At 57.0% G+C, this 23,083-nt stretch carries 16 protein-coding genes and 2 rRNA genes; 6 read left to right on the forward strand and 12 right to left on the reverse strand.

Annotated features, from left to right (window positions below):
• Positions 1-64: 64 nt before the first annotated feature.
• The 4 genes from ACWHXT_RS14285 to ilvC all read right to left on the reverse strand — a co-directional run bounded on the left by ACWHXT_RS14285 (position 65) and on the right by ilvC (position 7,310).
• Positions 65-2,955: ribosomal RNA gene (locus tag ACWHXT_RS14285) — 23S ribosomal RNA — on the reverse strand.
• A 289-nt stretch (positions 2,956-3,244) separates the two neighbouring features.
• A 16S ribosomal RNA gene (locus ACWHXT_RS14290) occupies positions 3,245-4,777 on the reverse strand.
• The 16S and 23S rRNA genes sit together here, the layout of an rRNA operon.
• 477 nt (positions 4,778-5,254) lie before the next feature.
• Positions 5,255-6,133, reverse strand: coding sequence for a CDP-diacylglycerol--serine O-phosphatidyltransferase (pssA, locus tag ACWHXT_RS14295; protein ID WP_447956325.1), 879 nt, complete (start codon positions 6,131-6,133; stop codon positions 5,255-5,257).
• A gap of 160 nt (positions 6,134-6,293) precedes the next feature.
• Complete coding sequence (ilvC, locus tag ACWHXT_RS14300; RefSeq protein ID WP_447529862.1) at positions 6,294-7,310, reverse strand: ketol-acid reductoisomerase; 1,017 nt, start codon at positions 7,308-7,310, stop codon at positions 6,294-6,296.
• Positions 7,311-7,507: 197 nt separating this feature from the next.
• Here ilvC and ilvY point away from each other — a divergent pair, with 197 nt between their 5' ends.
• Positions 7,508-8,395, forward strand: coding sequence for an HTH-type transcriptional activator IlvY (gene ilvY, locus ACWHXT_RS14305; protein WP_447956326.1), 888 nt, complete (start codon positions 7,508-7,510; stop codon positions 8,393-8,395).
• A 260-nt stretch (positions 8,396-8,655) separates the two neighbouring features.
• Here ilvY and ACWHXT_RS14310 read toward each other — a convergent pair whose 3' ends face one another.
• The gene (locus ACWHXT_RS14310) at positions 8,656-9,399 is read right to left on the reverse strand and encodes an ankyrin repeat domain-containing protein (RefSeq protein ID WP_447956327.1); all 744 of its coding nucleotides are present in this window, start codon (positions 9,397-9,399) and stop codon (positions 8,656-8,658) included.
• A gap of 200 nt (positions 9,400-9,599) precedes the next feature.
• Here ACWHXT_RS14310 and ACWHXT_RS14315 point away from each other — a divergent pair, with 200 nt between their 5' ends.
• Positions 9,600-9,983, forward strand: coding sequence for a hypothetical protein (locus tag ACWHXT_RS14315; RefSeq protein WP_447956328.1), 384 nt, complete (start codon positions 9,600-9,602; stop codon positions 9,981-9,983).
• A gap of 150 nt (positions 9,984-10,133) precedes the next feature.
• On the opposite strand, the gene ACWHXT_RS14320 is transcribed toward ACWHXT_RS14315, so the two are convergent.
• The gene (locus ACWHXT_RS14320; protein ID WP_447956329.1) at positions 10,134-10,343 is read right to left on the reverse strand and encodes a hypothetical protein; all 210 of its coding nucleotides are present in this window, start codon (positions 10,341-10,343) and stop codon (positions 10,134-10,136) included.
• Positions 10,344-10,620: 277 nt separating this feature from the next.
• The gene (locus tag ACWHXT_RS14325) at positions 10,621-11,379 is read right to left on the reverse strand and encodes an ankyrin repeat domain-containing protein (RefSeq protein ID WP_447956330.1); all 759 of its coding nucleotides are present in this window, start codon (positions 11,377-11,379) and stop codon (positions 10,621-10,623) included.
• A 205-nt stretch (positions 11,380-11,584) separates the two neighbouring features.
• On the opposite strand from ACWHXT_RS14325, the gene ACWHXT_RS14330 reads away from it, so the two are divergent.
• Together ACWHXT_RS14330 and ACWHXT_RS14335 are read left to right on the forward strand one after the other, a co-directional pair.
• On the forward strand, positions 11,585-11,953 hold the full coding sequence (locus ACWHXT_RS14330; protein WP_447956331.1) for a hypothetical protein: 369 nt from the start codon (positions 11,585-11,587) through the stop codon (positions 11,951-11,953).
• Positions 11,954-12,160: 207 nt separating this feature from the next.
• Positions 12,161-12,556, forward strand: a complete 396-nt coding sequence (locus ACWHXT_RS14335; RefSeq protein ID WP_447956332.1) for a hypothetical protein — start codon at positions 12,161-12,163, stop codon at positions 12,554-12,556.
• Between the two features lie 163 nt (positions 12,557-12,719).
• Here the strand turns inward: ACWHXT_RS14335 and ilvN are convergent, their stop codons facing one another.
• The 5 genes from ilvN to rluD form a co-directional block, all read right to left on the reverse strand.
• Positions 12,720-13,211 (reverse strand): acetolactate synthase small subunit, encoded by a 492-nt coding sequence (gene ilvN / locus ACWHXT_RS14340; RefSeq protein ID WP_447529874.1) that lies wholly within the window; start codon positions 13,209-13,211, stop codon positions 12,720-12,722.
• Positions 13,211-14,935 (reverse strand): acetolactate synthase 3 large subunit, encoded by a 1,725-nt coding sequence (locus ACWHXT_RS14345; protein ID WP_447956333.1) that lies wholly within the window; start codon positions 14,933-14,935, stop codon positions 13,211-13,213. Before ACWHXT_RS14345 ends, ilvN begins: the two co-directional genes overlap by 1 nt.
• Before the next feature lie 476 nt (positions 14,936-15,411).
• Positions 15,412-18,000 carry an ATP-dependent chaperone ClpB gene (gene clpB / locus ACWHXT_RS14350; RefSeq protein ID WP_447956334.1) on the reverse strand — a complete coding sequence of 863 codons (2,589 nt, stop codon included), beginning with the start codon at positions 17,998-18,000 and terminating at the stop codon, positions 15,412-15,414.
• Positions 18,001-18,228: 228 nt separating this feature from the next.
• A complete protein-coding gene (gene pgeF, locus ACWHXT_RS14355) occupies positions 18,229-18,996 on the reverse strand; it encodes a peptidoglycan editing factor PgeF (protein WP_447894285.1) in 768 nt (255 codons plus the stop codon).
• On the reverse strand, positions 18,993-19,952 hold the full coding sequence (gene rluD / locus ACWHXT_RS14360; RefSeq protein WP_447956335.1) for a 23S rRNA pseudouridine(1911/1915/1917) synthase RluD: 960 nt from the start codon (positions 19,950-19,952) through the stop codon (positions 18,993-18,995). Before rluD ends, pgeF begins: the two co-directional genes overlap by 4 nt.
• A gap of 162 nt (positions 19,953-20,114) precedes the next feature.
• On the opposite strand from rluD, the gene ACWHXT_RS14365 reads away from it, so the two are divergent.
• Positions 20,115-20,936, forward strand: coding sequence for an outer membrane protein assembly factor BamD (locus ACWHXT_RS14365; RefSeq protein ID WP_447956336.1), 822 nt, complete (start codon positions 20,115-20,117; stop codon positions 20,934-20,936).
• A 338-nt stretch (positions 20,937-21,274) separates the two neighbouring features.
• Entirely contained in the window at positions 21,275-22,975 is a 1,701-nt protein-coding gene (locus tag ACWHXT_RS14370; protein ID WP_447956337.1) for a methyl-accepting chemotaxis protein, read from the forward strand.
• The last annotated feature ends 108 nt before the right edge of the window (positions 22,976-23,083 follow it).

Consider the following 23,083-nt stretch of genomic DNA (forward strand, 5'->3'; position numbering starts at 1 on the left):
TTTTGCGTATCCGGTGCTCTGTCGAGCGTCGTTGTCACTGCGGGCCAGACCCCTTGGGTGTTATAGGGTCAAGCCTCACGGGCCATTAGTACACGTTAGCTCAACGCCTTGCAGCGCGTCCACACCGTGCCTATCAACCAGCTGGTCTCGCTGGGCCCTTCAGGAGGCTCGAGGCCTCGGGGATGTCTCATCTTGAAGGGGGCTTCCCGCTTAGATGCTTTCAGCGGTTATCCCGTCCGCACATAGCTACCCGGCAATGCAACTGGCGTGACAACCGGAACACCAGAGGTGCGTCCACTCCGGTCCTCTCGTACTAGGAGCAGCCCTTCTCAAACATCCAACGCCCACGGCAGATAGGGACCGAACTGTCTCACGACGTTCTAAACCCAGCTCGCGTACCACTTTAAATGGCGAACAGCCATACCCTTGGGACCGACTTCAGCCCCAGGATGTGATGAGCCGACATCGAGGTGCCAAACACCGCCGTCGATGTGAACTCTTGGGCGGTATCAGCCTGTTATCCCCGGAGTACCTTTTATCCGTTGAGCGATGGCCCTTCCATACAGAACCACCGGATCACTAGAACCTGCTTTCGCACCTGCTCGACGTGTCTGTCTCGCAGTCAAGCACCCTTATGCTCTTGCACTCATTGCACGATGTCCGACCGTGCTGAGGGTACCTTCGTGCTCCTCCGTTACTCTTTGGGAGGAGACCGCCCCAGTCAAACTACCCACCACACACTGTCCTCGATCCGGATAACGGACCCGAGTGAGAACACCAATGATGCCAGGCTGGTATTTCAAGGTTGGCTCCCTCCGAACTGGCGTCCGGAGTTCAAAGCCTCCCAGCTATCCTACACAGGCAACATCAGTATCCAGTGTGAAGCTATAGTAAAGGTTCACGGGGTCTTTCCGTCTAGCCGCGGGTACACCGCATCTTCACGGCGATTTCAATTTCACTGAGTCTCGGGTGGAGACAGCGTGGCCATCATTACGCCATTCGTGCAGGTCGGAACTTACCCGACAAGGAATTTCGCTACCTTAGGACCGTTATAGTTACGGCCGCCGTTTACCGGGGCTTCGATCAAGAGCTTCGCCTTGCGGCTAACACCATCACTTAACCTTCCGGCACCGGGCAGGCGTCACACCCTATACGTCCGCTTGCGCGTTAGCAGAGTGCTGTGTTTTTACTAAACAGTTGCAGCCACCTGGTATCTTCGACCGGTTCGGGCTAAAGGAGCAAGTCCTCTCACCCTAATCCGGCGTGCCTTCTCCCGAAGTTACGGCACCATTTTGCCTAGTTCCTTCACCCGAGTTCTCTCAAGCGCCTTGGGATTCTCACCCTGACCACCTGTGTCGGTTTGGGGTACGGTCGCATGTCATCTGAAGCTTAGAGGCTTTTCCTGGAAGCGTGGCATCAGTGACTTCCGGATCGTAATCCGTTCGTCTCGCGTCTCGGCTTTAAAGGGTCCCGGATTTACCTGAGACCCAGGCCTACTCGCTTTCACCAGGACAACCAACGCCTGGCTCACCTAGCCTTCTCCGTCCCCCCATCGCAATGACATCCGGTACGGGAATATTAGCCCGTTTCCCATCGACTACGCCTTTCGGCCTCGCCTTAGGGGCCGACTCACTCTGCTCTGATTAGCATCGAACAGAAAACCTTGGTCTTCCGGCGGGGGAGTTTTTCACTCCCCTTATCGTTACTCATGTCAGCATTCGCACTCGTGATACCTCCAGCAGACCTCTCGATCCACCTTCATCGGCTTACACGACGCTCCTCTACCGCTCATCCAGAGGATGAACCCGTAGCTTCGGTACCTGGTTTGAGCCCCGTTACATCTTCCGCGCAGGCCGACTCGACTAGTGAGCTATTACGCTTTCTTTAAAGGATGGCTGCTTCTAAGCCAACCTCCTAGCTGTCTGAGCCTTCCCACATCGTTTCCCACTTAACCAGGATTTGGGGACCTTAGCTGACGGTCCGGGTTGTTGCCCTTTTCACGACGGACGTTAGCACCCGCCGTGTGTCTCCCACGCTGCACTCACCGGTATTCGGAGTTTGCCTCGGGTTGGTAAGCCGGGATGGCCCCCTAGCCGAAACAGTGCTCTACCCCCGGTGGTGATACGTGAGGCGCTACCTAAATAGCTTTCGAGGAGAACCAGCTATCTCCGGGCTTGATTAGCCTTTCACTCCGATCCACAAGTCATCCAAATCTTTTTCAACAGATCCTGGTTCGGGCCTCCAGTTGATGTTACTCAACCTTCACCCTGCTCATGGATAGATCGCCCGGTTTCGGGTCTATATCCAGCGACTGGTCGCCCAGTTAAGACTCGCTTTCGCTACGCCTCCCCTATCGGTTAAGCTCGCCACTGAATATAAGTCGCTGACCCATTATACAAAAGGTACGCAGTCACCCAACAAGTGGGCTCCTACTGCTTGTACGCACACGGTTTCAGGATCTATTTCACTCCCCTCGCCGGGGTTCTTTTCGCCTTTCCCTCACGGTACTGGTTCACTATCGGTCAGTCAGGAGTATTTAGCCTTGGAGGATGGTCCCCCCGTCTTCAATCAGGGTTTCTCGTGCCCCGACCTACTCGATTTCACATGATCAGACTTTCGACTACGGGGCTATCACCCGCTACGGCCGGACTTCCCAATCCGTTCGTCTAGCCATTCACATGCTTAAGGGCTGGTCCCCGTTCGCTCGCCGCTACTGGGGGAATCTCGGTTGATTTCTTTTCCTCGGGGTACTTAGATGTTTCAGTTCCCCCGGTTCGCCTCGTATCCCTATGTATTCAGGATACGATACTGACCTTGTGGTCAGTGGGTTTCCCCATTCAGAGATGTCCGGGTCACAGGTTGTTTGCCACCTCACCGAACCTTATCGCAGGCTACAACGTCTTTCATCGCCTCTGACTGCCTAGGCATCCACCGTGTGCGCTTCATTGCTTGACCCTATAACCCGAAGGAGTCTGGATCCCGCAATGACAACGATTGCCGGATACGCTTGAAACGTATCACAAAACAATTGCGTATCGAGATCACGCCACGAACACGCAAGCCCGAGGGCTTTTGTCTTCGTATCGTCATTCGATACTGTCAGCATGATATACATTGTTAAAGAGCGACTGCCATAAGCAGTGATAAGGCATCGCCGAAGGCGATTGACTTATCACTGCTCATTCAACAGCTACTTGATCAGGTAATTCATTGTGAGCGCTTGCCGGGAGAGTGACGCATCGTTTAAGGAGGTGATCCAGCCGCAGGTTCCCCTACGGCTACCTTGTTACGACTTCACCCCAGTCATGAACCACACCGTGGTGATCGCCCTCCAAAGTTAGGCTAACCACTTCTGGTGCAGTCCACTCCCATGGTGTGACGGGCGGTGTGTACAAGGCCCGGGAACGTATTCACCGTGGCATTCTGATCCACGATTACTAGCGATTCCGACTTCACGGAGTCGAGTTGCAGACTCCGATCCGGACTGAGACCGGCTTTCCGGGATTCGCTTACTCTCGCGAGTTCGCAGCCCTTTGTACCGGCCATTGTAGCACGTGTGTAGCCCTACCCGTAAGGGCCATGATGACTTGACGTCGTCCCCACCTTCCTCCGGTTTGTCACCGGCAGTCTCCCTAGAGTTCCCACCATTACGTGCTGGCAAATAGGGACAAGGGTTGCGCTCGTTACGGGACTTAACCCAACATTTCACAACACGAGCTGACGACAGCCATGCAGCACCTGTCTCTGCGTTCCCGAAGGCACCCCGGAATCTCTTCCGGGTTCGCAGGATGTCAAGGGTAGGTAAGGTTCTTCGCGTTGCATCGAATTAAACCACATGCTCCACCGCTTGTGCGGGCCCCCGTCAATTCATTTGAGTTTTAACCTTGCGGCCGTACTCCCCAGGCGGTCGACTTATCGCGTTAACTTCGCCACAAAGTGCACAAGGCACCCAACGGCTGGTCGACATCGTTTACGGCGTGGACTACCAGGGTATCTAATCCTGTTTGCTACCCACGCTTTCGCACCTCAGTGTCAGTGTCAGTCCAGAAGGCCGCCTTCGCCACTGGTATTCCTCCCGATCTCTACGCATTTCACCGCTACACCGGGAATTCCACCTTCCTCTCCTGCACTCTAGCGTGACAGTTCCGGATGCCGTTCCCAGGTTGAGCCCGGGGCTTTCACAACCGGCTTGTCATGCCACCTACGCGCGCTTTACGCCCAGTAATTCCGATTAACGCTTGCACCCTCCGTATTACCGCGGCTGCTGGCACGGAGTTAGCCGGTGCTTCTTCTGCGAGTGATGTCTTTCCTGGCGGGTATTAACCGCCAGGCGTTCTTCCTCGCTGAAAGTGCTTTACAACCCGAAAGCCTTCTTCACACACGCGGCATGGCTGGATCAGGCTTGCGCCCATTGTCCAATATTCCCCACTGCTGCCTCCCGTAGGAGTTCGGGCCGTGTCTCAGTCCCGATGTGGCTGATCATCCTCTCAGACCAGCTACGGATCGTTGCCTTGGTGAGCCGTTACCTCACCAACCAGCTAATCCGACATAGGCTCATCCGATAGCGGGAGCCGGAGCCCCCTTTCTCCCGTAGGACGTATGCGGTATTAGCCTGGGTTTCCCCAGGTTATCCCCCACTACCGGGTAGATTCCTATGCATTACTCACCCGTCCGCCGCTCGTCAGCGTCCAGCAAGCTGGACCTGTTACCGCTCGACTTGCATGTGTTAAGCCTGCCGCCAGCGTTCAATCTGAGCCATGATCAAACTCTTCAGTTTAAAATCATTGTGATTCTTGCCTGTCGCTCGAAAGCAACAGAGGCGAATCAATCCTGGCTCAAGGTTCAAACGAATTTGAAGAATTCGAAAACTCTTCTTGTGCGCTTGCCTTGATGTTTGGTGACTTGTCACCCTCATCGGCAAACGCCCACATGAATTACCTGATCAAATTGTTAAAGAGCGGTTTCGCTTCGACTTAAACACTGACTCGATGACCTGAGCCGGTTGCCGTAGCGAGGAAGGCGTATTCTACGCATTTCCTGAAGTTTGTCAACCGCCGATTTTGGCGAGTGAAGCGAGCGAACAAAAAAACGCTAACCTCCTGACAAACCGAGAGTTTTCACTCTCATTCACCGCTGGCAACGCCTTGCGTCCCCGGCAGCGGATGCGTACTTTACGGATTCACTGCCGAGAGTGCAAGGGCTTTTTGAAAAAGCTTTATTAAAAGAACACATAAGCGTCACGCCAGCGTAACCTTTAGCGGGTACCGCCCTGCTTGCTCTTGCTTTTAGCCTTGCGCACGACCGCGTAAACCGGGCCCGAGAGCACATAAGCGCCAAACAGTAGTAGTAGCATGACCGATGGCTCGACCGAGATCATGACAAAACCGAGCACGACGGCCAGTAGTACGACAAAAGGTACCGGCTTTTTGAAGTCGAGCTCCTTGAAACTGTAGTAGCGAATGTTACTCACCATCAACACGCCTGCCGCACCCACCACGACCAGCATTAAAAGCTTGAAGCCAAAGGCATCGGCATCGAAGCTGTGGAAGGTCCATACGCTGGCGGCAACCAGTGCGGCGGCGGAAGGGCTTGGCAAGCCGATGAACCACTTTTTGTCGGTACTGCCGATCTGCACGTTGAACCGTGCCAATCTGAGCGCGGCACAGGCAACGTACAAGAAGGCGACGACCCAGCCGGTCTTGCCGATATCCTGAAGAATCCAGCTAAACGCCACCAATGCCGGCGCCATGCCAAAGGAGATCATGTCGGCCAGACTGTCATACTCGGCGCCGAAGGCGCTTTGCGTATTGGTCATGCGCGCCACGCGGCCATCGAGGCCGTCGAGCACCATGGCGATGAAGATAGCCACCGCCGCCGCGCTAAAATCACCGTTGATACCGGCGACCACCGCAAAAAAGCCGGAGAACAGCGCCGAGGTCGTAAACAGGTTGGGCAGCAGGTAAATGCCTTTGCGACGGATCTTCTGACCGTCTTCGACGGCTTCTTCGACGACCTCGGTTTCGCGCAAAAATGCCGTGGCGAGATCTTCGTTGCTGACCGACTCGCTGTCCTTCTCTGGATTATAAGGCGGCGGAGTATGTCCTGGCTCTTGGTCGCGAGCATCCTGAGTCATAAGCGTCATCCCTAATGTGAAGTCATGTATAGGCAGGTTTTCATTCTACACGCTACCCGGCCAACGGCTACCGCTATTGGCACCCGGCACCAAACGCAAAAAGGGCGCGATAAACGCGCCCTTCTTTAATAGCAACCAACTTTACGATACAGGTATCGAATCAGTTTTTGCTCTTGTCGACCAACTGGTTGGCCGCGATCCACGGCATCATGCCGCGCAGTTTGGCACCGACCTGCTCGATTTCGTGCTCGGCGTTCAGACGACGGCGCGCGGTCATCGACGGGTAGTTGGAAGTACCTTCGCTGATGAACATCTTGGCGTACTCGCCAGTCTGAATGCGCTTGAGCGCATTGCGCATCGCTTCACGAGACTGCTCGTTGATCACTTCGGTGCCGGTCACGTACTCGCCGTACTCCGCATTGTTGGAGATCGAGTAGTTCATGTTGGCGATGCCGCCTTCATACATCAAGTCGACGATCAGCTTGAGCTCGTGTAGGCACTCGAAGTAGGCCATTTCCGGCGCGTAGCCCGCTTCGGTCAACGTTTCGAAGCCCGCTTTTACAAGTTCGACCGCGCCGCCGCAAAGGACTGCCTGCTCGCCAAACAAATCGGTTTCGGTTTCGTCCTTAAAGGTAGTTTCGATGATACCGCTGCGACCACCGCCCACGCCCGCGGCGTAAGAGAGCGCGAGTTCCTTGGCGTTGCCGGATGCATCCTGGTGAATGGCAATTAGATCCGGGATACCGCCGCCTTTGACGAACTCGGAACGCACGGTGTGGCCCGGCGCTTTCGGCGCGATCATGATCACGTCCAGGTCCTGGCGCGGCTCGATCTGGTTGTAGTGGATGTTGAAACCGTGGGCGAACGCCAACGTCGCGCCCTCTTTCAGGTTCGGCTCGACTTCCTGCTCGTAGATCGCTTTCTGGTTCTCGTCCGGGGCGAGCAGCATCACCACGTCGGCGGTTTTGCACGCATCGGCAACGCTTGCCACGTTAAGACCCGCCGCTTCGGCCTTGGAAGCAGAGGAAGACCCCTGGCGCAGCGCCACGGTGACATCGACACCGGACTCTTTCAGGTTGTTGGCGTGGGCGTGCCCCTGGGAGCCGTAACCCACGATGGTGACCTTCTTGGCCTGGATCAGGGAAAGGTCGCAATCTTTATCGTAAAAAACGCGCATGGTGGTCTCCTAAAAGTCGTTATCGAATCGTGTCTTTTTTAAACCGTTTATGCGAAACGGCTTCAGCGTTGCTGGCCAACCGAGCCGTGGTGCGGCGTCGGTATGTGGCGATGAGTTAACTCTACGCCGCGCCAATCGTTGCGTAAAACGCTATATTTGCAAGATACTATTTCAAATAGTGAAACACAGAGACTGCGATGGACTTCCGCCTGTTTAAACACGCCCTGGCGCTTTCGGACACGCTGCACTTCGGCCGCGCTAGCGAGCTATGCCACATAAGCCCCTCGACACTTAGCCGTTCGATCCAACAGTTGGAAAGCGAATTGGGCGCGCGGCTTTTCGAGCGCGACAACCGCCACGTGACGCTCACCCCCCAGGGGGAAGCATTTCAGCGCTACGCCCGGGAAGCACTCGAACAGTGGGAGCTTCAAAAGCGCACCCTGGCCGCCGGAGCAACGGAGCTTTTCGGTGAAATCAGCATTTACTGCTCGGTAACCGCCAGCTACAGCTTCCTGTACGAACTTTTGAGCGACGTACGCCAACGCCACCCCGGTATCGAACTCAAGTTACACACCGGCGACCCGGCCGAGGCGATGTCCCGCGTGCTGGAAGGCCAGGACGACATGGCGATCACCCCACGCCCGCGCATCCCGCCAAGCGCCCTCACCTTCAAATCCCTCACCCGCTCGCCGCTGCTGTTTATCGCACCGATGTACGCTTACGCGTGGCTGCCCAAAGCGCCGGCAAGCTCCACCGCCGAGCAATGGCGAGAGGTGCCGATGATTCTCTCGGAAGCCGGATTATCACGGGAGTACGCCAACACCTGGTTCAAGGCGATGGGCGTAGCGCCACGCATCTACGCTCAGGTGGCCGGGCACGAAGCGATCGTCAGCATGGTGGCGCTGGGCTTTGGGGTCGGGGTAGTGCCCAAAATCGTACTGGATAACAGCCCGCTGGCCGGACGCGTGCAGGTTCTGCCGGTCAAACCCGAGCTACCCCACTACGACGTAGGCCTTTGCGTGCTCAACCGGCGCTTGAAAACACCGATGATCGATGCTTTTTGGGCTACGGTGAACGAGCACTGAAGAGTTTTTGGCGAATCGCACGGCTTTCGGTATTTGAAATTAATCAAAATTAGCAAAATAGCCCTGGATGCGCAAAAAAGCAGCACTGTAAACAGCTGGCGAAATCGCAAGCGCCTGGATCGAGTGCTACGTTTGGAAAATCACTTTTGTCAAAACCGGCACGATCAGAAACAGTGGGACCAGCAGAAAGGTGCTGACCACAATAAATTCCGTTAGTGCCTGGCCTTGTTGCGACGATCTTTTCATCTAAAGACTCAAACTCAAAAGGATTCGTCGAGATAGCCTTTTTCTTTCAAAGCCTCGACAAAAGCTCTATAACTCTCTCCCCCTCTTCTATCACGAAACATTTCTATCGCGCCAATAGCAGAGCTATCATTGACGTTTTTTAATTCAGGATCAGCTCCGGCGTCCAGAAGCGCTAAAGCGGTTTGATACTCATCGCCTAATACAGCATCATATAGCGGCGTATTACCAAACTTATCTCGATAATTAACATCAGCGCCATGAGCTATCACCAAATTTATTTGGTCGATATACTCATCTGCCATAGGCTGAAACAATAACGTATTCTCCTCGCGGACTTGTGTGTCCGGATCAGCCCCTGCTTGCAGAGCCACTTCGATAAATGCAGGATCGGGGTTCTTAAAGGCCTGATATATAAGATATATAGTACTTACTCCAGGCTTATCTTCGTCGACCACTACCAAATTGGGATCGCCACCATGACTCAACATGTAGCGAAACGCCTCGAGATTGGCCTCCATCGTGACTGACCAGAAAAGCGGTGTCATGCCGTCTTCACCGGACGCGTTGGGATCGGCGCCCGCATCCAGTGCCTGCTGTATAGCTTCAAGATCGCCTTGCCCGGCTGCTTCGGCAAGCGCCAGTTGCACCGGATCGGAAAAGTAGCTACCCGGTTGCTGTGAGTAGGTAGAGAAATTGGCGCAGGCAGGCAGCGCCATGGCCATCAGTAAGATCAAGGCCCAAACTCTTAGTATTTGCATAAAATCTCCATTCGTTTTCAATGTACCGACTTGGCATTAGCTGGCGTTATAAGCTGCGCGCTCATGGAAAGCAGTATAGCGATGCTTTTAGAAGCACTGCGCCCCTTCCACACCCAAGCAATCGACAAGACTATTGACGAATCACCATGATCAAGACACTCTACGTTAACTTAACCTGAAACAATCAAGAGAGAAAGTCGATGCTTAAAAATAACTTGCTTGCCATAATGGCAGCTTTAATGATGGGCAGTACCGTCGCTTATGCCGACTATTTTAATAGCTACGGCGCTGCACGCGACCAAGTGCTTAAACAAAATACAAGCGGATTATTTACCCAAGAAGATTCATGTGACATGGTCTCGCAAATGGCGGGATCGATCATGGATAATCATTTGGCAGGCGCGCCCAAGCATCCCGTTATCGAGGATAATGAACTCGAGGAGGAGGTACAGCAAGCCGAGGAAGATTACAGCATCATGTCAACCGGGTTGGCTGTGGTTAAAGTGTACACCTACGACCTGGACGAGTTTTCTTCTGCCGAGAGTTTTCGTGAGCAGTTTTACCAGGACTGCTTGGAGGATTAAGTAGGCTTCACTCTCGTGTCATCAGCTACACCTATCGCTTGGTTACACCGGACACGTACTGGCTAGTCATCGGTTGTTATTGATACGCCTTAACCAAAAAGCCGGTCAGCTTCTGCTGATTGGCTTTTTGCCGAGCGATTGCCATATTAGCTAACGCGTTAAAGCGACACACATTATCCCCGGGCAAACCCGCCCACCGATGAGCCCCACTTTGAGGATGCCGTCCGGGGCCACTGCCTGAAGGAAGGCGCTCGGCTTGGTGGCGTCGCCGGTGATTTGTACGGTGTAGAGGCCCGCCGTGAAGCCGACGATATACGCGCGAAAGATAGCGACCACCCGCTTTACTTCGTCACGGGCCACGCTACCGACCTTCCCCTTTCACTACTCAGAAAGAGATCAAGGTCAGTTAGTCCAGTTGAACAACGAAGAACCAGTCGACCAAGGCCGTCTGGCTTTAGCTCGTTTATGGGGTTGTTAAAAAAGCCAGCATTCGACTTTTCATCCTGCTTTAGGGAAATCACTATTGCCAAAACCGGCACGATCAGAAACAGTGGGGCCAGCAGGAAGGTGGTGACCACAATAAATTCTGTTAGTGCCTGACCTTGTTGCGACAATCTTTTCATCTAAAGACTCAAACTCAAAAGGATTCGTCGAGATAACCTTTTTCCTTCAAGGCATTAATAAGCTGGTTGTAGTCATGTCCACCTTCTCTATCATGGAACTCCTCGATTATTCCCAGAGCAGTTGTACCATTTACTTCGTTTTCTAGTGTAGGGTCAGCGCCCGCTTTAATTAAGGCCAAGGCAGTCTTATATTCGCTACCGTACAGTGCTCGATGCAAAGGGGGTGCCTGGAATTGCCCCCTATGATTTACATCAGCGCCGTGCTCTATTAACAAATTCACATTGTCAATATAAAAATCCAATTTTCTCTCAAATAGTAGAGTATTTCCCTTTCTTGTATTGACTATCGTATTGGGATCGGCGCCTGCTTCTAATGCTGCCTCTAGAAACGCTGGGTTAGTTTGCGTAAAAGCCAGATAAATTAAGTGAATAGTGCTTATGCCAGGCTTGTCCTCGTCAACGACTACGAGATTGGGGTCACCACCGTGCTCCAACAAATAACGAAATCCTTCGATATTGACACCCAGCGTGTCCGTTACCGACCAGAAAAGCGGGGTCATGCCATCCTTACCTGGCATATTAGGGTCGGCACCTTGGTTGAGTGCTTGTTGCATGGCCTCAATATCGCCCCGCCCGGCGGCGACAGCCAATGCTCGCTGGGCAGGTTCGGAAAAGTAGTAGCCCGCATCCGTTGAATAGGAAGGCGAATTGGCACATGCAGGCAGTGCCATGGCCATCAACAGAATTGCGGTCCACATTTTAAATAACGGCATAAAATCTCCATTCATTATTCAGGCCATCGTTCGGATATCATTCGAGGCCGCAGGCACTATGGTTACTAACCGCAGCAGCATTCCCCCACTGCTTATCGAGCCCTGTACCACCTGAGCACTCATTAATCGGCAAAACTATTGACTAACCATTTCGTTCAGGGGACCCTACTTTAACTTAATTTGATAAAACCAGGATAGCAAACCGATGCATAAAAAACCGCTCTTCATGACAGCAGCCGCCCTATTGATTGCCAGCAGCACCGCCCACGCGGATTACTACAACAGTTACGGAGCACGGGTAGAATCTCTAGGTTCTCTCGATAAAACAGACTCCTGCGCAATGGCATCAGAAATCACAGAACAAATACTAACTATCCATAAGGGAGGCCATCCTGCGATGGAAACCCTAGAAGGTGATGAACTGGATGCGTCTCTAGAAGAAGCAGAGGCTAACCATCATCTGAACGCTATAGAGCTATCTATTGTGAAAGCTTATTCGTATGACCTGGATCAATTCTCTTCCCCCGAAGAATTCAAGGAACAATTCTATCAAGACTGTCTAGAGGAAAAATAGCTCCAGACCTCTGATACTCAATTCAAGCTTTCAATGCAGCATCTGCGATATTCAGGGCTTCTGAATCATCAGCCAGCGCCTGTGCCAATGCTTTCCAATCGAGGAGCTTTCTGGTCGGTCATTCAACTCATTGACCACTCGTCGCCCCTCGGTATGTTTTATGCGTTGCCAAGCCCCACACCTTTGACTAACCAAGAGCCAACCAGGATGCACCATAAGCAACTACTTACCACAGCAGCCGTTTTCCTGCTCAGCTGTAGCGTCGTACAAGCTGATACCTTCGATAGTTTTGGAGCACGTGCCAGTGATACTATTGAGTCTTTTGATGGCCCTATAGGGGCCTACACTCGCCCCAAATCGTGCGAAATGGCAGCTGCAGTGGCAGGGATATTGATGCGAGAGCACTTATCCGGCAGCACTGTATCCAGAGATTTTGAAGAAGAAGAATTAGAGAAAGCCAAACAAGAGGAGACGTCTGCTTCGGCCTCTCATGACCTCGCCCTTGCCAAGGCGTCTACTTATGATCTGAATATGTTTTCTTCCGTGGATGATTTTACCGACCAGTATCATCAGGACTGTGTGGCTTTTGAAGGAGACGAGTAGCTTTTATATGGCTACCGCAACCACAGTATGTTCTACCGTCGGCGGCGCGCTGAGGCCTTCCATGGGGTAGTCGGTGAGATTGGCTAACCCCATTCATTAAAAAAACCGGTCAACTGTCGTTGACCGGTTTTTTCGCTAATGACAGCGGGTACTTTCACTCAGACTAAAGCGACAGCACCTTATCTCCCCGGGCAATACCCGAGACCCCGGTGCGCCCTACTTCGAGAATGCCGACCGGCGCCATGGCCTGAAGGAAGGCGTCCAGCTTGGCGGCGTCGCCGGTGATTTGCACGGTGTAGAGACTCGGGGTGACGTCGACGATCTGCGCGCGGAAGATATCCACCGTGCGCTTCACTTCGTCCCGGGCCGCGCCCAGCGCTTTTACCTTCACCAGCATCAGCTCGCGCTCGATGTGGTTGCCCTCGGTCAAATCGACCAGCTTGACCACATCGATCAGCTTGTTGAGGTGCTTGGTGATCTGCTCGATCACCCGGTCGTCGCCCACCGTCGTGACCGTCAAACGCGAAAGCGACGGGTCCTCGGTGGGCGCCACGTTGAGGGTTTCGATGTTGTAATTACGCTGAGAAAACAAGCCCACCACACGTGATAGCGCACCCGGTTCGTTTTCCAGAAGAATCGAGATGATATGACGCATCAGGTACGCTCCGTTTTAGACAGCAGCATGTCGCGCATCGCGCCCAGGGGCACCTGCATCGGATAGACGTGCTCGAAGGGGTCGACCTTGATATCCAAAAACACCAGCTCGTGCTTGTCGGCAAAGGCCCGCTCCAGCGCCGGTTCGAGCTCCTCCATGGTGGTCACGGTGATCGCGGTGAAGCCGTAGGCCTCGATCAACAGATGAAAATCCGGTAGCGACTCCATGTAGGAGTGGGCGTGGCGCGACTTGTAGTTCAAGTCCTGCCATTGGCGCACCATCCCCAGCGACTGGTTATTCAGATTGACGATTTTGACCCCGACCCCGTACTGCTTACAGGTCGAGAGCTCCTGCATCATCATCTGGAAGCTGCCTTCGCCGGTGATGCACACCACGTCGTCATCCGGGTAGCTCTTCTTGATGCCCATGGCCGCCGGAAAACCAAAGCCCATGGTGCCAAGCCCGCCAGAGGTGACCAGCCGGTTGGGCTTGTCGAACTTGTAGTACTGGGCGGCAAACATCTGGTGCTGGCCCACGTCGGTGGTGACGAACGCCTCACCCCGCGTGACGCGGCACACCGCCTCGACCACTTCCTGGGGCTTGAGCGCCTCACCGGCTTTGGAAGGCTCATAAAGCTTGCCTTCACGCTCAAAGCGCCAGCCGTCGATTTTCTCCCACCACTCGCCTAGCGCCTGGGCGTGCTCTACCGTACGGCCCTGGGTCAGGCTGATCATCTCGTTGATGACGCCCGCCGCGGGGCCGACGATCGGCACGTCCGCGCGCACGGTCTTGGAGATCGAGCTCGGGTCCACGTCCACATGAATGATCTTGGCCGTGGGGCAGAACTTGGAGGTGTTGTTGGTCACCCGGTCATCAAAGCGCGCACCAATGGCGATGATCAGATCCGCGTGGTGCATGGCCATGTTCGACTCATAAGAGCCGTGCATCCCCAACCACCCCAAACACTGCTTGTCGCTTTGCGGGTAGGCGCCAATGCCCATCAGGGTAGTGGTGATCGGAAAGCCGAGCTTTTTGACCAGATCGGTCAAGCCTTCACTGGCATTGCCCGTCACCACGCCGCCGCCGGTATAAAAAACCGGGCGCTTGGCCTTGAGCATCAGCTCCACGGCCTTTTTGATCTGGCCGGTATGGCCGCGGCTGACCGGGTTATACGAGCGCAGCTTGACCTTTTTCGGGTAGGTGTACTCGTAGCGCTCGGTCGGGGCGGTCATATCCTTGGGAATATCGACCACCACCGGGCCCGGGCGGCCGGTCGAGGCAAGATAAAACGCCTTTTTCAGCACGTCCGGAATCTCGGAGGGGTGACGGATCGAGAAGCTGTGCTTCACGATCGGGCGCGTCACGCCCACGATATCGGTTTCCTGGAAGGCGTCTTCGCCAATCAAGTGGCTCGCCACCTGGCCGCACAAAACGACCATGGGAATGGAGTCCATGTAGGCGGTGGCGATGCCGGTCACGGCGTTGGTCGCCCCGGGCCCAGAGGTCACCAGCACCACGCCGGGCTTGCCGGAGGCGCGTGCGTAGCCATCGGCGGCGTGGGTCGCTGCCTGTTCGTGGCGAACGAGGATATGTTTGACATCGTCCTGACGGAAAAGCGCATCGTAGATATGCAGCGCCGCCCCGCCGGGGTACCCATAAATATATTCGACGCCCTCATCTTTCAAGAAGCGGGCGATCATGTCTGCGCCGGAAAGCAGTTCCACAGTAATTCTCCCCTAAAGGTCTCGAGTGCGATCCGCAGATAGCTGCGGTGTCGAGTGCGGCGGTATGCCGCTGCCGGCGGTGCCGACACCTGATGCCAAACCCTGGCATACGGCCCGGTTAGGGCCTGCACTCTCATCGGAAGCGGGCCTTCGAGGCTACTTCCTCTCGCGGCGGTTCGCCGCGTCGGGGCGTTGGCCAGACCACGCGGTTAGCGGGGCCTGGAAGTCCTTCGGCGGGTAAAGGCGTAAGCCTACCCTTCACGCGGGGATAGGGGATTACCCGAGGGGTCCGCGTCCGCAAATCAGGAACCCACAAGATTCCAATAGCGCGCCTGGCGTGTCAACCTTTCATCGCCCCAAACAAGGGCAGGCGCACCAAAACCGGCGAAAAAAACCAGTCACTTACCAAAAAGCCCCGCCGCGGCAAGCCGGGCGGGGCCAGGGGGGCTCATAAAGGCCAGTTCATCAAACGCGGATCAGGCAAACACCAGCCGCCCTTCCTCGGCGCTAATGTGAATGGTCGCGCCCGGGGCGTACTTGCCGGCCAGCAGGTCCTGAGCCAGCGGGTTTTCGATACGGCTTTGAATCGCCCGCTTGAGCGGCCTTGCGCCATAGACCGGGTCAAAGCCCACGACGGCCAACTGCGCCATGGCGTCATCGCTAATCGCCAGACGCAAGCCATGTTCGGCGAGGCGCGCCTTGAGGCGCTCGAGCTGAATGGACGCAATCGCCTGAATCTGGGTTTGGCCCAGGGCGTGGAACACCACCACTTCGTCGATGCGGTTGATGAGTTCCGGACGGAAGTGGTTGCCCACCACCTCCATCACCGCGCTCTTCATCGTCTCATAGCCGGTCGCTTCATCGCCGGCATCGCCGCCCATACGCTGGATGATGTCCGAGCCCATGTTCGAGGTCATGACGATCACGGTGTTACGAAAGTCCACCGTACGGCCCTGGCCATCGGTCAGGCGGCCGTCTTCGAGCACCTGCAGCAAAATGTTGAACACGTCCGGGTGGGCTTTCTCCACCTCGTCGAGCAGCAGCACCGAGTAGGGCTTGCGGCGCACCGCCTCGGTAAGATAACCGCCCTCTTCATACCCCACGTAGCCGGGAGGCGCGCCGATCAACCGCGCCACGGAGTGCTTCTCCATGAACTCGGACATGTCGATACGTACCATTGCCTCTTCGGTGTCGAAGAGGAAGTTGGCCAGCGACTTGCAAAGCTCGGTCTTGCCCACCCCGGTCGGGCCTAAAAACAGAAACGAGCCGTTGGGCCGGTTGGGGTCCGAAAGCCCGGCCCGGGAGCGGCGCACCGCGTTGGCTACCGCTTCCACCGCCTCGTCCTGGCCGATGACGCGTTCGTGCAGCGCCTCTTCCATGCGTAAAAGCTTGTCGCGCTCGCCTTCGAGCATCTTGGACACCGGAATGCCGGTCCAGCGTGAAACGACCTCGGCGATCTCCTCTTCGGTCACGTTGGAGCGAAGAAGCTGGTGGCTGGCGGTGTCGGCTTCCCCCTCGCCACTCTCGGCAATTTTCTTCTCGAGCTCGGGAATCCTGCCGTACTGAATTTCCGACATCCGGCCCAGATCGCCCTGGCGGCGCGCCTGCTCCAGATCGGTACGGGCCTGCTCCAGCTCGGCCTTGAACTGCGCCGCCCCCTGAATACTGGCCTTTTCCGCCTTCCAGATCTCGTCGAGGTCGGCGTACTCGCGCTCGAGATCCAGGATATGACCGCTTAGCGCCTCTAAACGCTTTTTGGTCGCCTCGTCGGTCTCTTTTTTGAGCGCCTCGCGCTCCATCTTGAGCTGGATCAAGCGGCGGTCGAGGCGATCCATCGCTTCGGGCTTGGAGTCGAGCTCCATGCGGATACGCGAGGCGGCCTCGTCGATCAGGTCGATCGCTTTGTCCGGAAGCTGCCGGTCGGTGATGTAGCGCGTAGAAAGCTTGGCCGCGGCGATGATCGCCGAATCGGTGATGGCCACGCCGTGGTGCACTTCGTAGCGCTCTTTAAGGCCGCGCAGAATCGCTACGGTGTCCTCTTCCGAGGGCTCGTCGACCAGCACTTTCTGGAAACGGCGCTCCAGGGCTGCGTCCTTTTCGATGTACTTGCGGTACTCGTCCAGGGTGGTCGCGCCCACGCAGTGAAGCTCGCCCCGGGCAAGCGCCGGTTTGAGCATGTTGCCGGCGTCCATCGCGCCTTCGGCTTTGCCCGCCCCGACCATGGTGTGCAGCTCGTCGATGAAGAGGATCACGCGACCCTCCTCCTGGGCGAGCTCCTTGAGCACCGCTTTCAAGCGCTCCTCGAACTCGCCGCGAAACTTGGCACCGGCAAGCAAAGAGCCCATGTCGAGCGAGAGCACGCGCTTGTCTTTCAACCCTTCCGGCACCTCGCCATCCACGATACGGCTGGCAAGCCCCTCGACGATGGCGGTTTTACCCACGCCGGGCTCGCCGATCAATACCGGGTTGTTCTTGGTGCGCCGCTGGAGGACCTGGATGGTACGGCGAATCTCGTCGTCGCGGCCGATCACCGGGTCGAGCTTGCCGTCCAGCGCCCGCTGGGTGAGATCCATGGTGTACTTGTTGAGCGCCTCGCGCTGGTCTTCGGCGTTGGCGTCATCGACGTTGGCGCCGCCGCGAAGGCCCGTGATCGCGGCTTCCAGCGCCTGGCGGTTAAGCCCGGCCTCTTTCAGCGTTTTGGCGAGCGCACCGTTATCCAGCGCCGCCAACAGCACCAGTTCGCTTGCAATGAACTGGTCGCCACGCTTTTGCGCTTCTCGGTCGGTGAGGTTGAAGAGCTTGATCAGATCCCGGGAGGGCTGCACGTCGCCATCGAACTGGCCAACCTTTGGCAGGTTATCGAGCTGACGCTTGAGGCCCTCGCGCAGGCGTGAACTCGAACCCTGGGCTTTTTCGACCAGCGCCTTGATGCCGGTGTCTTTAGCATCCAGCAGTGCGGTCAATAGGTGAACCGGTTCCAACTGATTATGGCCCTGGCCGACGGCCAGCGACTGTGCATCGGCAATGGCGGCTTGTAGTTTGGCGGTGAATTTATCGAATCGCATGACATTCTCCTGGGGAAAGCCGCGCGTTTGGACGCGGGCGTGGCCCTAACGAAGGTTTAATCTGCCAGGTGCGCTTTTTATGAGAACCCTCTAAAAAGTTATGGGAACTCTCTAAAAAGGCGTTGGCTTGACAAATTAAATGGTGCCGATTCAGCGCCCTTTCAAGAGGTGGCCCTGTCGAAGGGCTTCACCTTTGGGGCTTTTTAATCGCTTAGGCCGAGAAATCGCTTAGGCCGAGACATCCTGCAACCAAACCACGCTTGCCATGCGCCCGGTAGCGCCGGCATCGCGCCGGTAAGAGTAAAAGCGCGGCTCGCAGGCGGTGCAGAAATGGCCGCCGCTGATGTGGTGGATGCCAAGCGCAGCCAGGCGAAAGCGCGCCAACCGGTAGAGATCCGCCATGTAGTGGTTCAGCCGGTAGGGGCTATGCTCGAAGGCCTCGATGGTTTCCGGGTGGGCGCCCACGAAGGCGCCGTACACCTCCGGGCCCACCTCGAACTGGGCGTTGGAAATCGCCGGGCCCAGCCACACCAGAATATCGTCGGCGGGGCAGTTCATCGCGGCCACGGTCGCTTCCAGCACGCCGCCGGCAAGGCCTTTCCAGCCCGCGTGGGCGACCGCCACCTGGCTGCCCTGGCGGTTACAGAAAAAAACCGGCAGACAATCGGCGGTCAGCACCACGCAGGCGTAGTGCGTTGACGTGGCAATCGAGGCATCGGCCTTGGGCGGCGTGGCCTGGTAGGTTTGCTGGACCCGCGCGCCATGAATCTGGTCGAGCCACAAGAGCGGGCGGTCGTCGCCGATTTCCTTGTGCAGAAGCCGCCGGCAAAGGGCTACGTGGTCCGGGTGGTCGCCCACGTGATTGGCCGGGTTGAAGGCGGCGAAATCTCCCTGACTCGGGCCGGTTTCGCGGGTGGTGACGAAGCCGCGCACGTTGGCCGGGGCCGGCCAGTCCGGCTCGACGAGACTCGGATGAAGATCGATGGCATCGCTCATCGCCGCGTCTCGCTGTCTTCGCGCAGGTAGTCCAGCAGCATTAAAAGCTCATCGGGAAGCGCCGCCCTGAACGTCATCGGCTCCTCGGTGATCGGATGAATGAAGCTGAGTTTACGGGCGTGAAGGGCCTGGCGAGGGAACTCGCGAAGAATCTCCTTGAGCGGCTCGCTTGCCCCGGGCGGAAGCTTGGCACGCCCGCTATAGAGCGGATCACCAATCAGCGGGTAGCGCGCGTGGGCCATGTGTACACGAATCTGGTGGGTGCGCCCGGTTTCCAGTTGGCAGCGCACGTGGGTGTGGGCACGAAAGCGTTCGACCACCCGGTAGTGGGTCACGGCGGGCTTGCCCGAAGCGGTGACCGCCTGGCGCTTGCGATCCTTCGGATGGCGCCCAATGGGCGCATCGACGGTTGCCCCGGAGACGGGCTTGCCCAGCACCACCGCATCGTACTGGCGCGAAACGCTGCGCGCTTGCAGCTGCTCGACCAGCCGGGTCTGAGCGGTCAGCGTTTTGGCGACCATCATCAACCCGGTGGTGTCTTTATCCAGCCGGTGAACGATCCCCGCCCGGGGTATCTCGGCAAGCGCGCCGTGATGAAACAGCAGCGCGTTCAAAAGCGTGCCATCCGGGTTGCCCGCCGCCGGGTGAACGACCATATTGGCGGGCTTGTTCAGCACGATGATCGCCTCGTCTTCATACACGATATCCAGGGCGATCTCCTGGGGGGCAAAGCGCGTATCGTCCTCCAGGGTGGTATGAAGATGCAGCGTTTCCAAACCGTGAAGCTTGGCTTTGGGCTTGGCCGCCGCGCCGTCCACGGTCAGCTCGCCGGCATTGATCCACGTTTTCAAGCGCTCGCGGGAGTATTCGCTGAACAACTCGGCCGCGGCCTGGTCCAACCGAGCGCCAGCCAGGGCGGCGGGCACCTGGCGTGTGGCTTCAATGATGTGCGACATGCAAAACCTCTTTAAGACACAGAACCCCGAACGAAACGCCAGGATGCCTGCGTTTTGCGCCAAGGTGTTTTATAGTGGGCCAATTGCGACCTATTCTACCATTTCTACTTATGGCCATCTTCGCTTTTCGGTGATTGAGGCTTGTTTGCAACGAGGATGATGATGCGCGTTTTCTCCACTGCCCACCGCTTTGGCGCCGTAGCCTTGAGCCTGGCCCTGTTGGCCGGCTGCGCCAGCAACAATAACGACGACGCCGAGCAGGACGAAGGCGAGTTCGGCGGGGTGCAGGAGCGTGAGCTCTACGAGCTTGCCCGCACCGCGCTTGAAGACAACCGCTACCCCATCGCCATCGAGCGGCTGGAAGCGCTGGACACCCGCTACCCCTTCGGCGCTCACGCCGAGCAGGCGCAGCTCGAGCTGATCTACGCCTACTACGAAAACGGCAACTGGGAAGAGGCGCGCGCCGCGGCCAGCCGCTTCATTCGCTTGCAGCCCGACCACCCCCAGGTGGATTACGCCTACTACCTGCGCGGCCTGTCGGCTTGGCAGGCCGGGCGTTTCAGCCTCGAGCGCCTGCGCCTGATCGATATCTCCAAGCGCGACCTTGGCGCCTCGCGGGATGCCTATAACGATTTCCGCGAGCTGATTCAGCGCTTCCCGCAGAGCGAGTACGCCCCGGACGCCCAGCAGCGCATCGTCTACCTGCGCGAGCTTTTAGCCCAGCACGAGCTGCACGTGGCGGATTACTACCTGCGTCGCGGCGCCTATCTTGCCGCCGTCGAGCGCGGCCGCTGGGTGATCGAGAACTTCCCGGAAGCCAACGCCACCCGCGACGCATTGGCCACCATGGTCGAAGGCTACCAGGGCCTGGGCATGAACGACCGCGCCGAGGAAGTCCTCACCGTACTGCGCGAAAACGCCCCCAACCACAACCAGCTTCGCGGCGACCGCTTCGTTCCCAAACACGTCTCCGCTAACCGCTAACGCCGGACACCCGACGCCTTAACGGCAGGCGTCGGGCCGCTGCCCGCGGAAGAGACACCGTTTAGCCGGTCCGTCGTTTCAGCCTTTAATTGTACAAACGCCTTATGGACGCGCGTGGTCCAAAAGGCGTTTTTTTATGCGTATTCTGGCGTTTGGTATTACCAGGCCCACCGCCCACTCGCTATAACAATCGGTAATATTTAACTACAATTATTATTTGTACAAATATCGTACAAATAACTAACCTCTCTCCTGCTGCCGTATAACTAAAAACACTTTGGGACTGCACCACTCAAGCAGCCCACGAAAAAAGAACACTCCACAGCGAGGGAACGCGCTTGAACACGTTACGCTCTTGGAAAATCACCACACGCCTGACCGTCGGTTTCTCCATTGTCCTGGTCCTGCTGGCCTTGCTCACCGCGATAGGGATCTATCAGGTCAACCAAATCAGCAACGACCTGACCGAAATCAACGACATCAACGGCAACAAACAGCGCCAAGCGATCGACTGGCGGGGGAGCGTACACGACCGCGCCATCGCACTGCGCGATATCGTCATCACCACCACCGCTGAACAGTACCGCGCGTTAAATGGTGAAATGCAGCGTCTGCAAGATGACTACCGTAGCGCCTCCCAGGCAATGGCCAGCATCGTTCAAAGCGCACCAGGGCCCGCTCAGGAGGCAAGCATCATCGAGCGCATCGAAGCCCAACAGGCGCTGACCCTGGGCTTGACTGAGGCCGTCATCGAAGCCCGGCTCGCGGGGGATTTCGCCGCCGCCCAAACGCTTTTGATCGAACAGGCAGGCCCCGCTTACGCGCAGTGGCTTTCGCAAATCAACGAATTCATCGATCTTCAGGGGCAGCTCAATGATGTGACCACCGACCACGCCCGGGAAACCGCGGCAGGTTTCGAGATGCTGATGATCGTTTTGACGCTCGCGGCGCTGCTGCTGGGCGGGCTCATCGCGTTCTACCTATCGCGGCAACTGCTGGGCGAACTGGGCGCCGAACCCGACCAGGTGCAGGCGTTCTCGAGCGCTATCGGCAACGGTAACCTGGCGGTGGCCGACGAGCGCCGTCAGGCACAGCCGAATACCCGGGAACGCGGCATCATGGCCTCGCAAATGGCCATGGCCGAGCAGCTTCAACGTATCGTTTTGGACGTGCGCACCTCTGCCGAGGCAGTGGCGAGCAACAGCGAGCAGATCGCCGAGGGGAATAACAACCTCGCCTCGCGTACCGAGCAGCAATCAAGTGCGCTGGCCCAAACCGCTGCCGCCATGGAAGAGCTCAGCAGCACCGTGACCCAGAATGCCGCCAACGCCGAGCAAGCAAGCCGGGAAGCAAGCCAGGCCGCCGCGACTGCAAAGGAAGGCGGCAAGGCGGTCAACGAGCTTGCCACCACGATGAACGAGCTGGATCAAAGCTCTCAGGAAATTGCCGGTATTATCTCGACCATCGACGCGATCGCTTTCCAGACCAACATTCTGGCGCTCAACGCCTCGGTCGAGGCGGCGCGGGCCGGTGAGCACGGCCGCGGGTTTGCCGTGGTTGCCAGCGAAGTGCGCAGCCTCGCCCAGCGTAGCGCCAACGCCGCCCAGGAGATCAACGCGCTGATTTCCAGCAACCTGGAACGCATGAAACACGGCAACGAGCGTGCCAGCCACGCCAACCAGTCCACCAATGAGATCGTCAGCGCCATCGAGCGGGTCAATGTGATCATCGGCGAAATCAGTAGCGCCAGCGTCGAACAAAGTGCCGGTGTTCGGGAGGTCAATCAGGCCGTCTCCGAGATGGACCAGATGACCCAGGATAACGCCACCCTGGTCAATGAAAGCGCAACCGCCGCCAAAACGCTGCGCCAAAACGCCCAGGCCCTGATGCAGACCATGCAGATATTCAAACTGCCCCCGTCTACCAGCCAGCCATTACGCGACACGCCCCGCCGCGAAGCGCCCAAGCCAAGCGCGCCTGCCGAAACCAGCAAGGCGCTAGCACCGGCCTCCTCCGAGCCCGCCTGGGAGAGTTTCTGAGGAGAACTTTTGAGAAACGCTTTTAAGAAGAGCGCTCAAATGACGTTCAAACCCGACTCGCAGGCCACCCCTTAACCCAAAAAAGCCAAACAGCGTTTGGCTTTTTTG

Source organism: Vreelandella halophytica (assembly GCF_968193635.1).

Coding starts and splice junctions, on each gene's coding strand:
- pssA (WP_447956325.1), bottom strand. CDS start 6,133: ATGACTCAGGATGCTCGCGACCAAGAGCCAGGACATACTCCGCCGCCT.
- ilvC (WP_447529862.1), bottom strand. CDS start 7,310: ATGCGCGTTTTTTACGATAAAGATTGCGACCTTTCCCTGATCCAGGCC.
- ilvY (WP_447956326.1), top strand. CDS start 7,508: ATGGACTTCCGCCTGTTTAAACACGCCCTGGCGCTTTCGGACACGCTG.
- ACWHXT_RS14310 (WP_447956327.1), bottom strand. CDS start 9,399: ATGCAAATACTAAGAGTTTGGGCCTTGATCTTACTGATGGCCATGGCG.
- ACWHXT_RS14315 (WP_447956328.1), top strand. CDS start 9,600: ATGCTTAAAAATAACTTGCTTGCCATAATGGCAGCTTTAATGATGGGC.
- ACWHXT_RS14325 (WP_447956330.1), bottom strand. CDS start 11,379: ATGCCGTTATTTAAAATGTGGACCGCAATTCTGTTGATGGCCATGGCA.
- ACWHXT_RS14330 (WP_447956331.1), top strand. CDS start 11,585: ATGCATAAAAAACCGCTCTTCATGACAGCAGCCGCCCTATTGATTGCC.
- ACWHXT_RS14335 (WP_447956332.1), top strand. CDS start 12,161: ATGCACCATAAGCAACTACTTACCACAGCAGCCGTTTTCCTGCTCAGC.
- ilvN (WP_447529874.1), bottom strand. CDS start 13,211: ATGCGTCATATCATCTCGATTCTTCTGGAAAACGAACCGGGTGCGCTA.
- clpB (WP_447956334.1), bottom strand. CDS start 18,000: ATGCGATTCGATAAATTCACCGCCAAACTACAAGCCGCCATTGCCGAT.
- pgeF (WP_447894285.1), bottom strand. CDS start 18,996: ATGAGCGATGCCATCGATCTTCATCCGAGTCTCGTCGAGCCGGACTGG.
- rluD (WP_447956335.1), bottom strand. CDS start 19,952: ATGTCGCACATCATTGAAGCCACACGCCAGGTGCCCGCCGCCCTGGCT.
- ACWHXT_RS14365 (WP_447956336.1), top strand. CDS start 20,115: ATGCGCGTTTTCTCCACTGCCCACCGCTTTGGCGCCGTAGCCTTGAGC.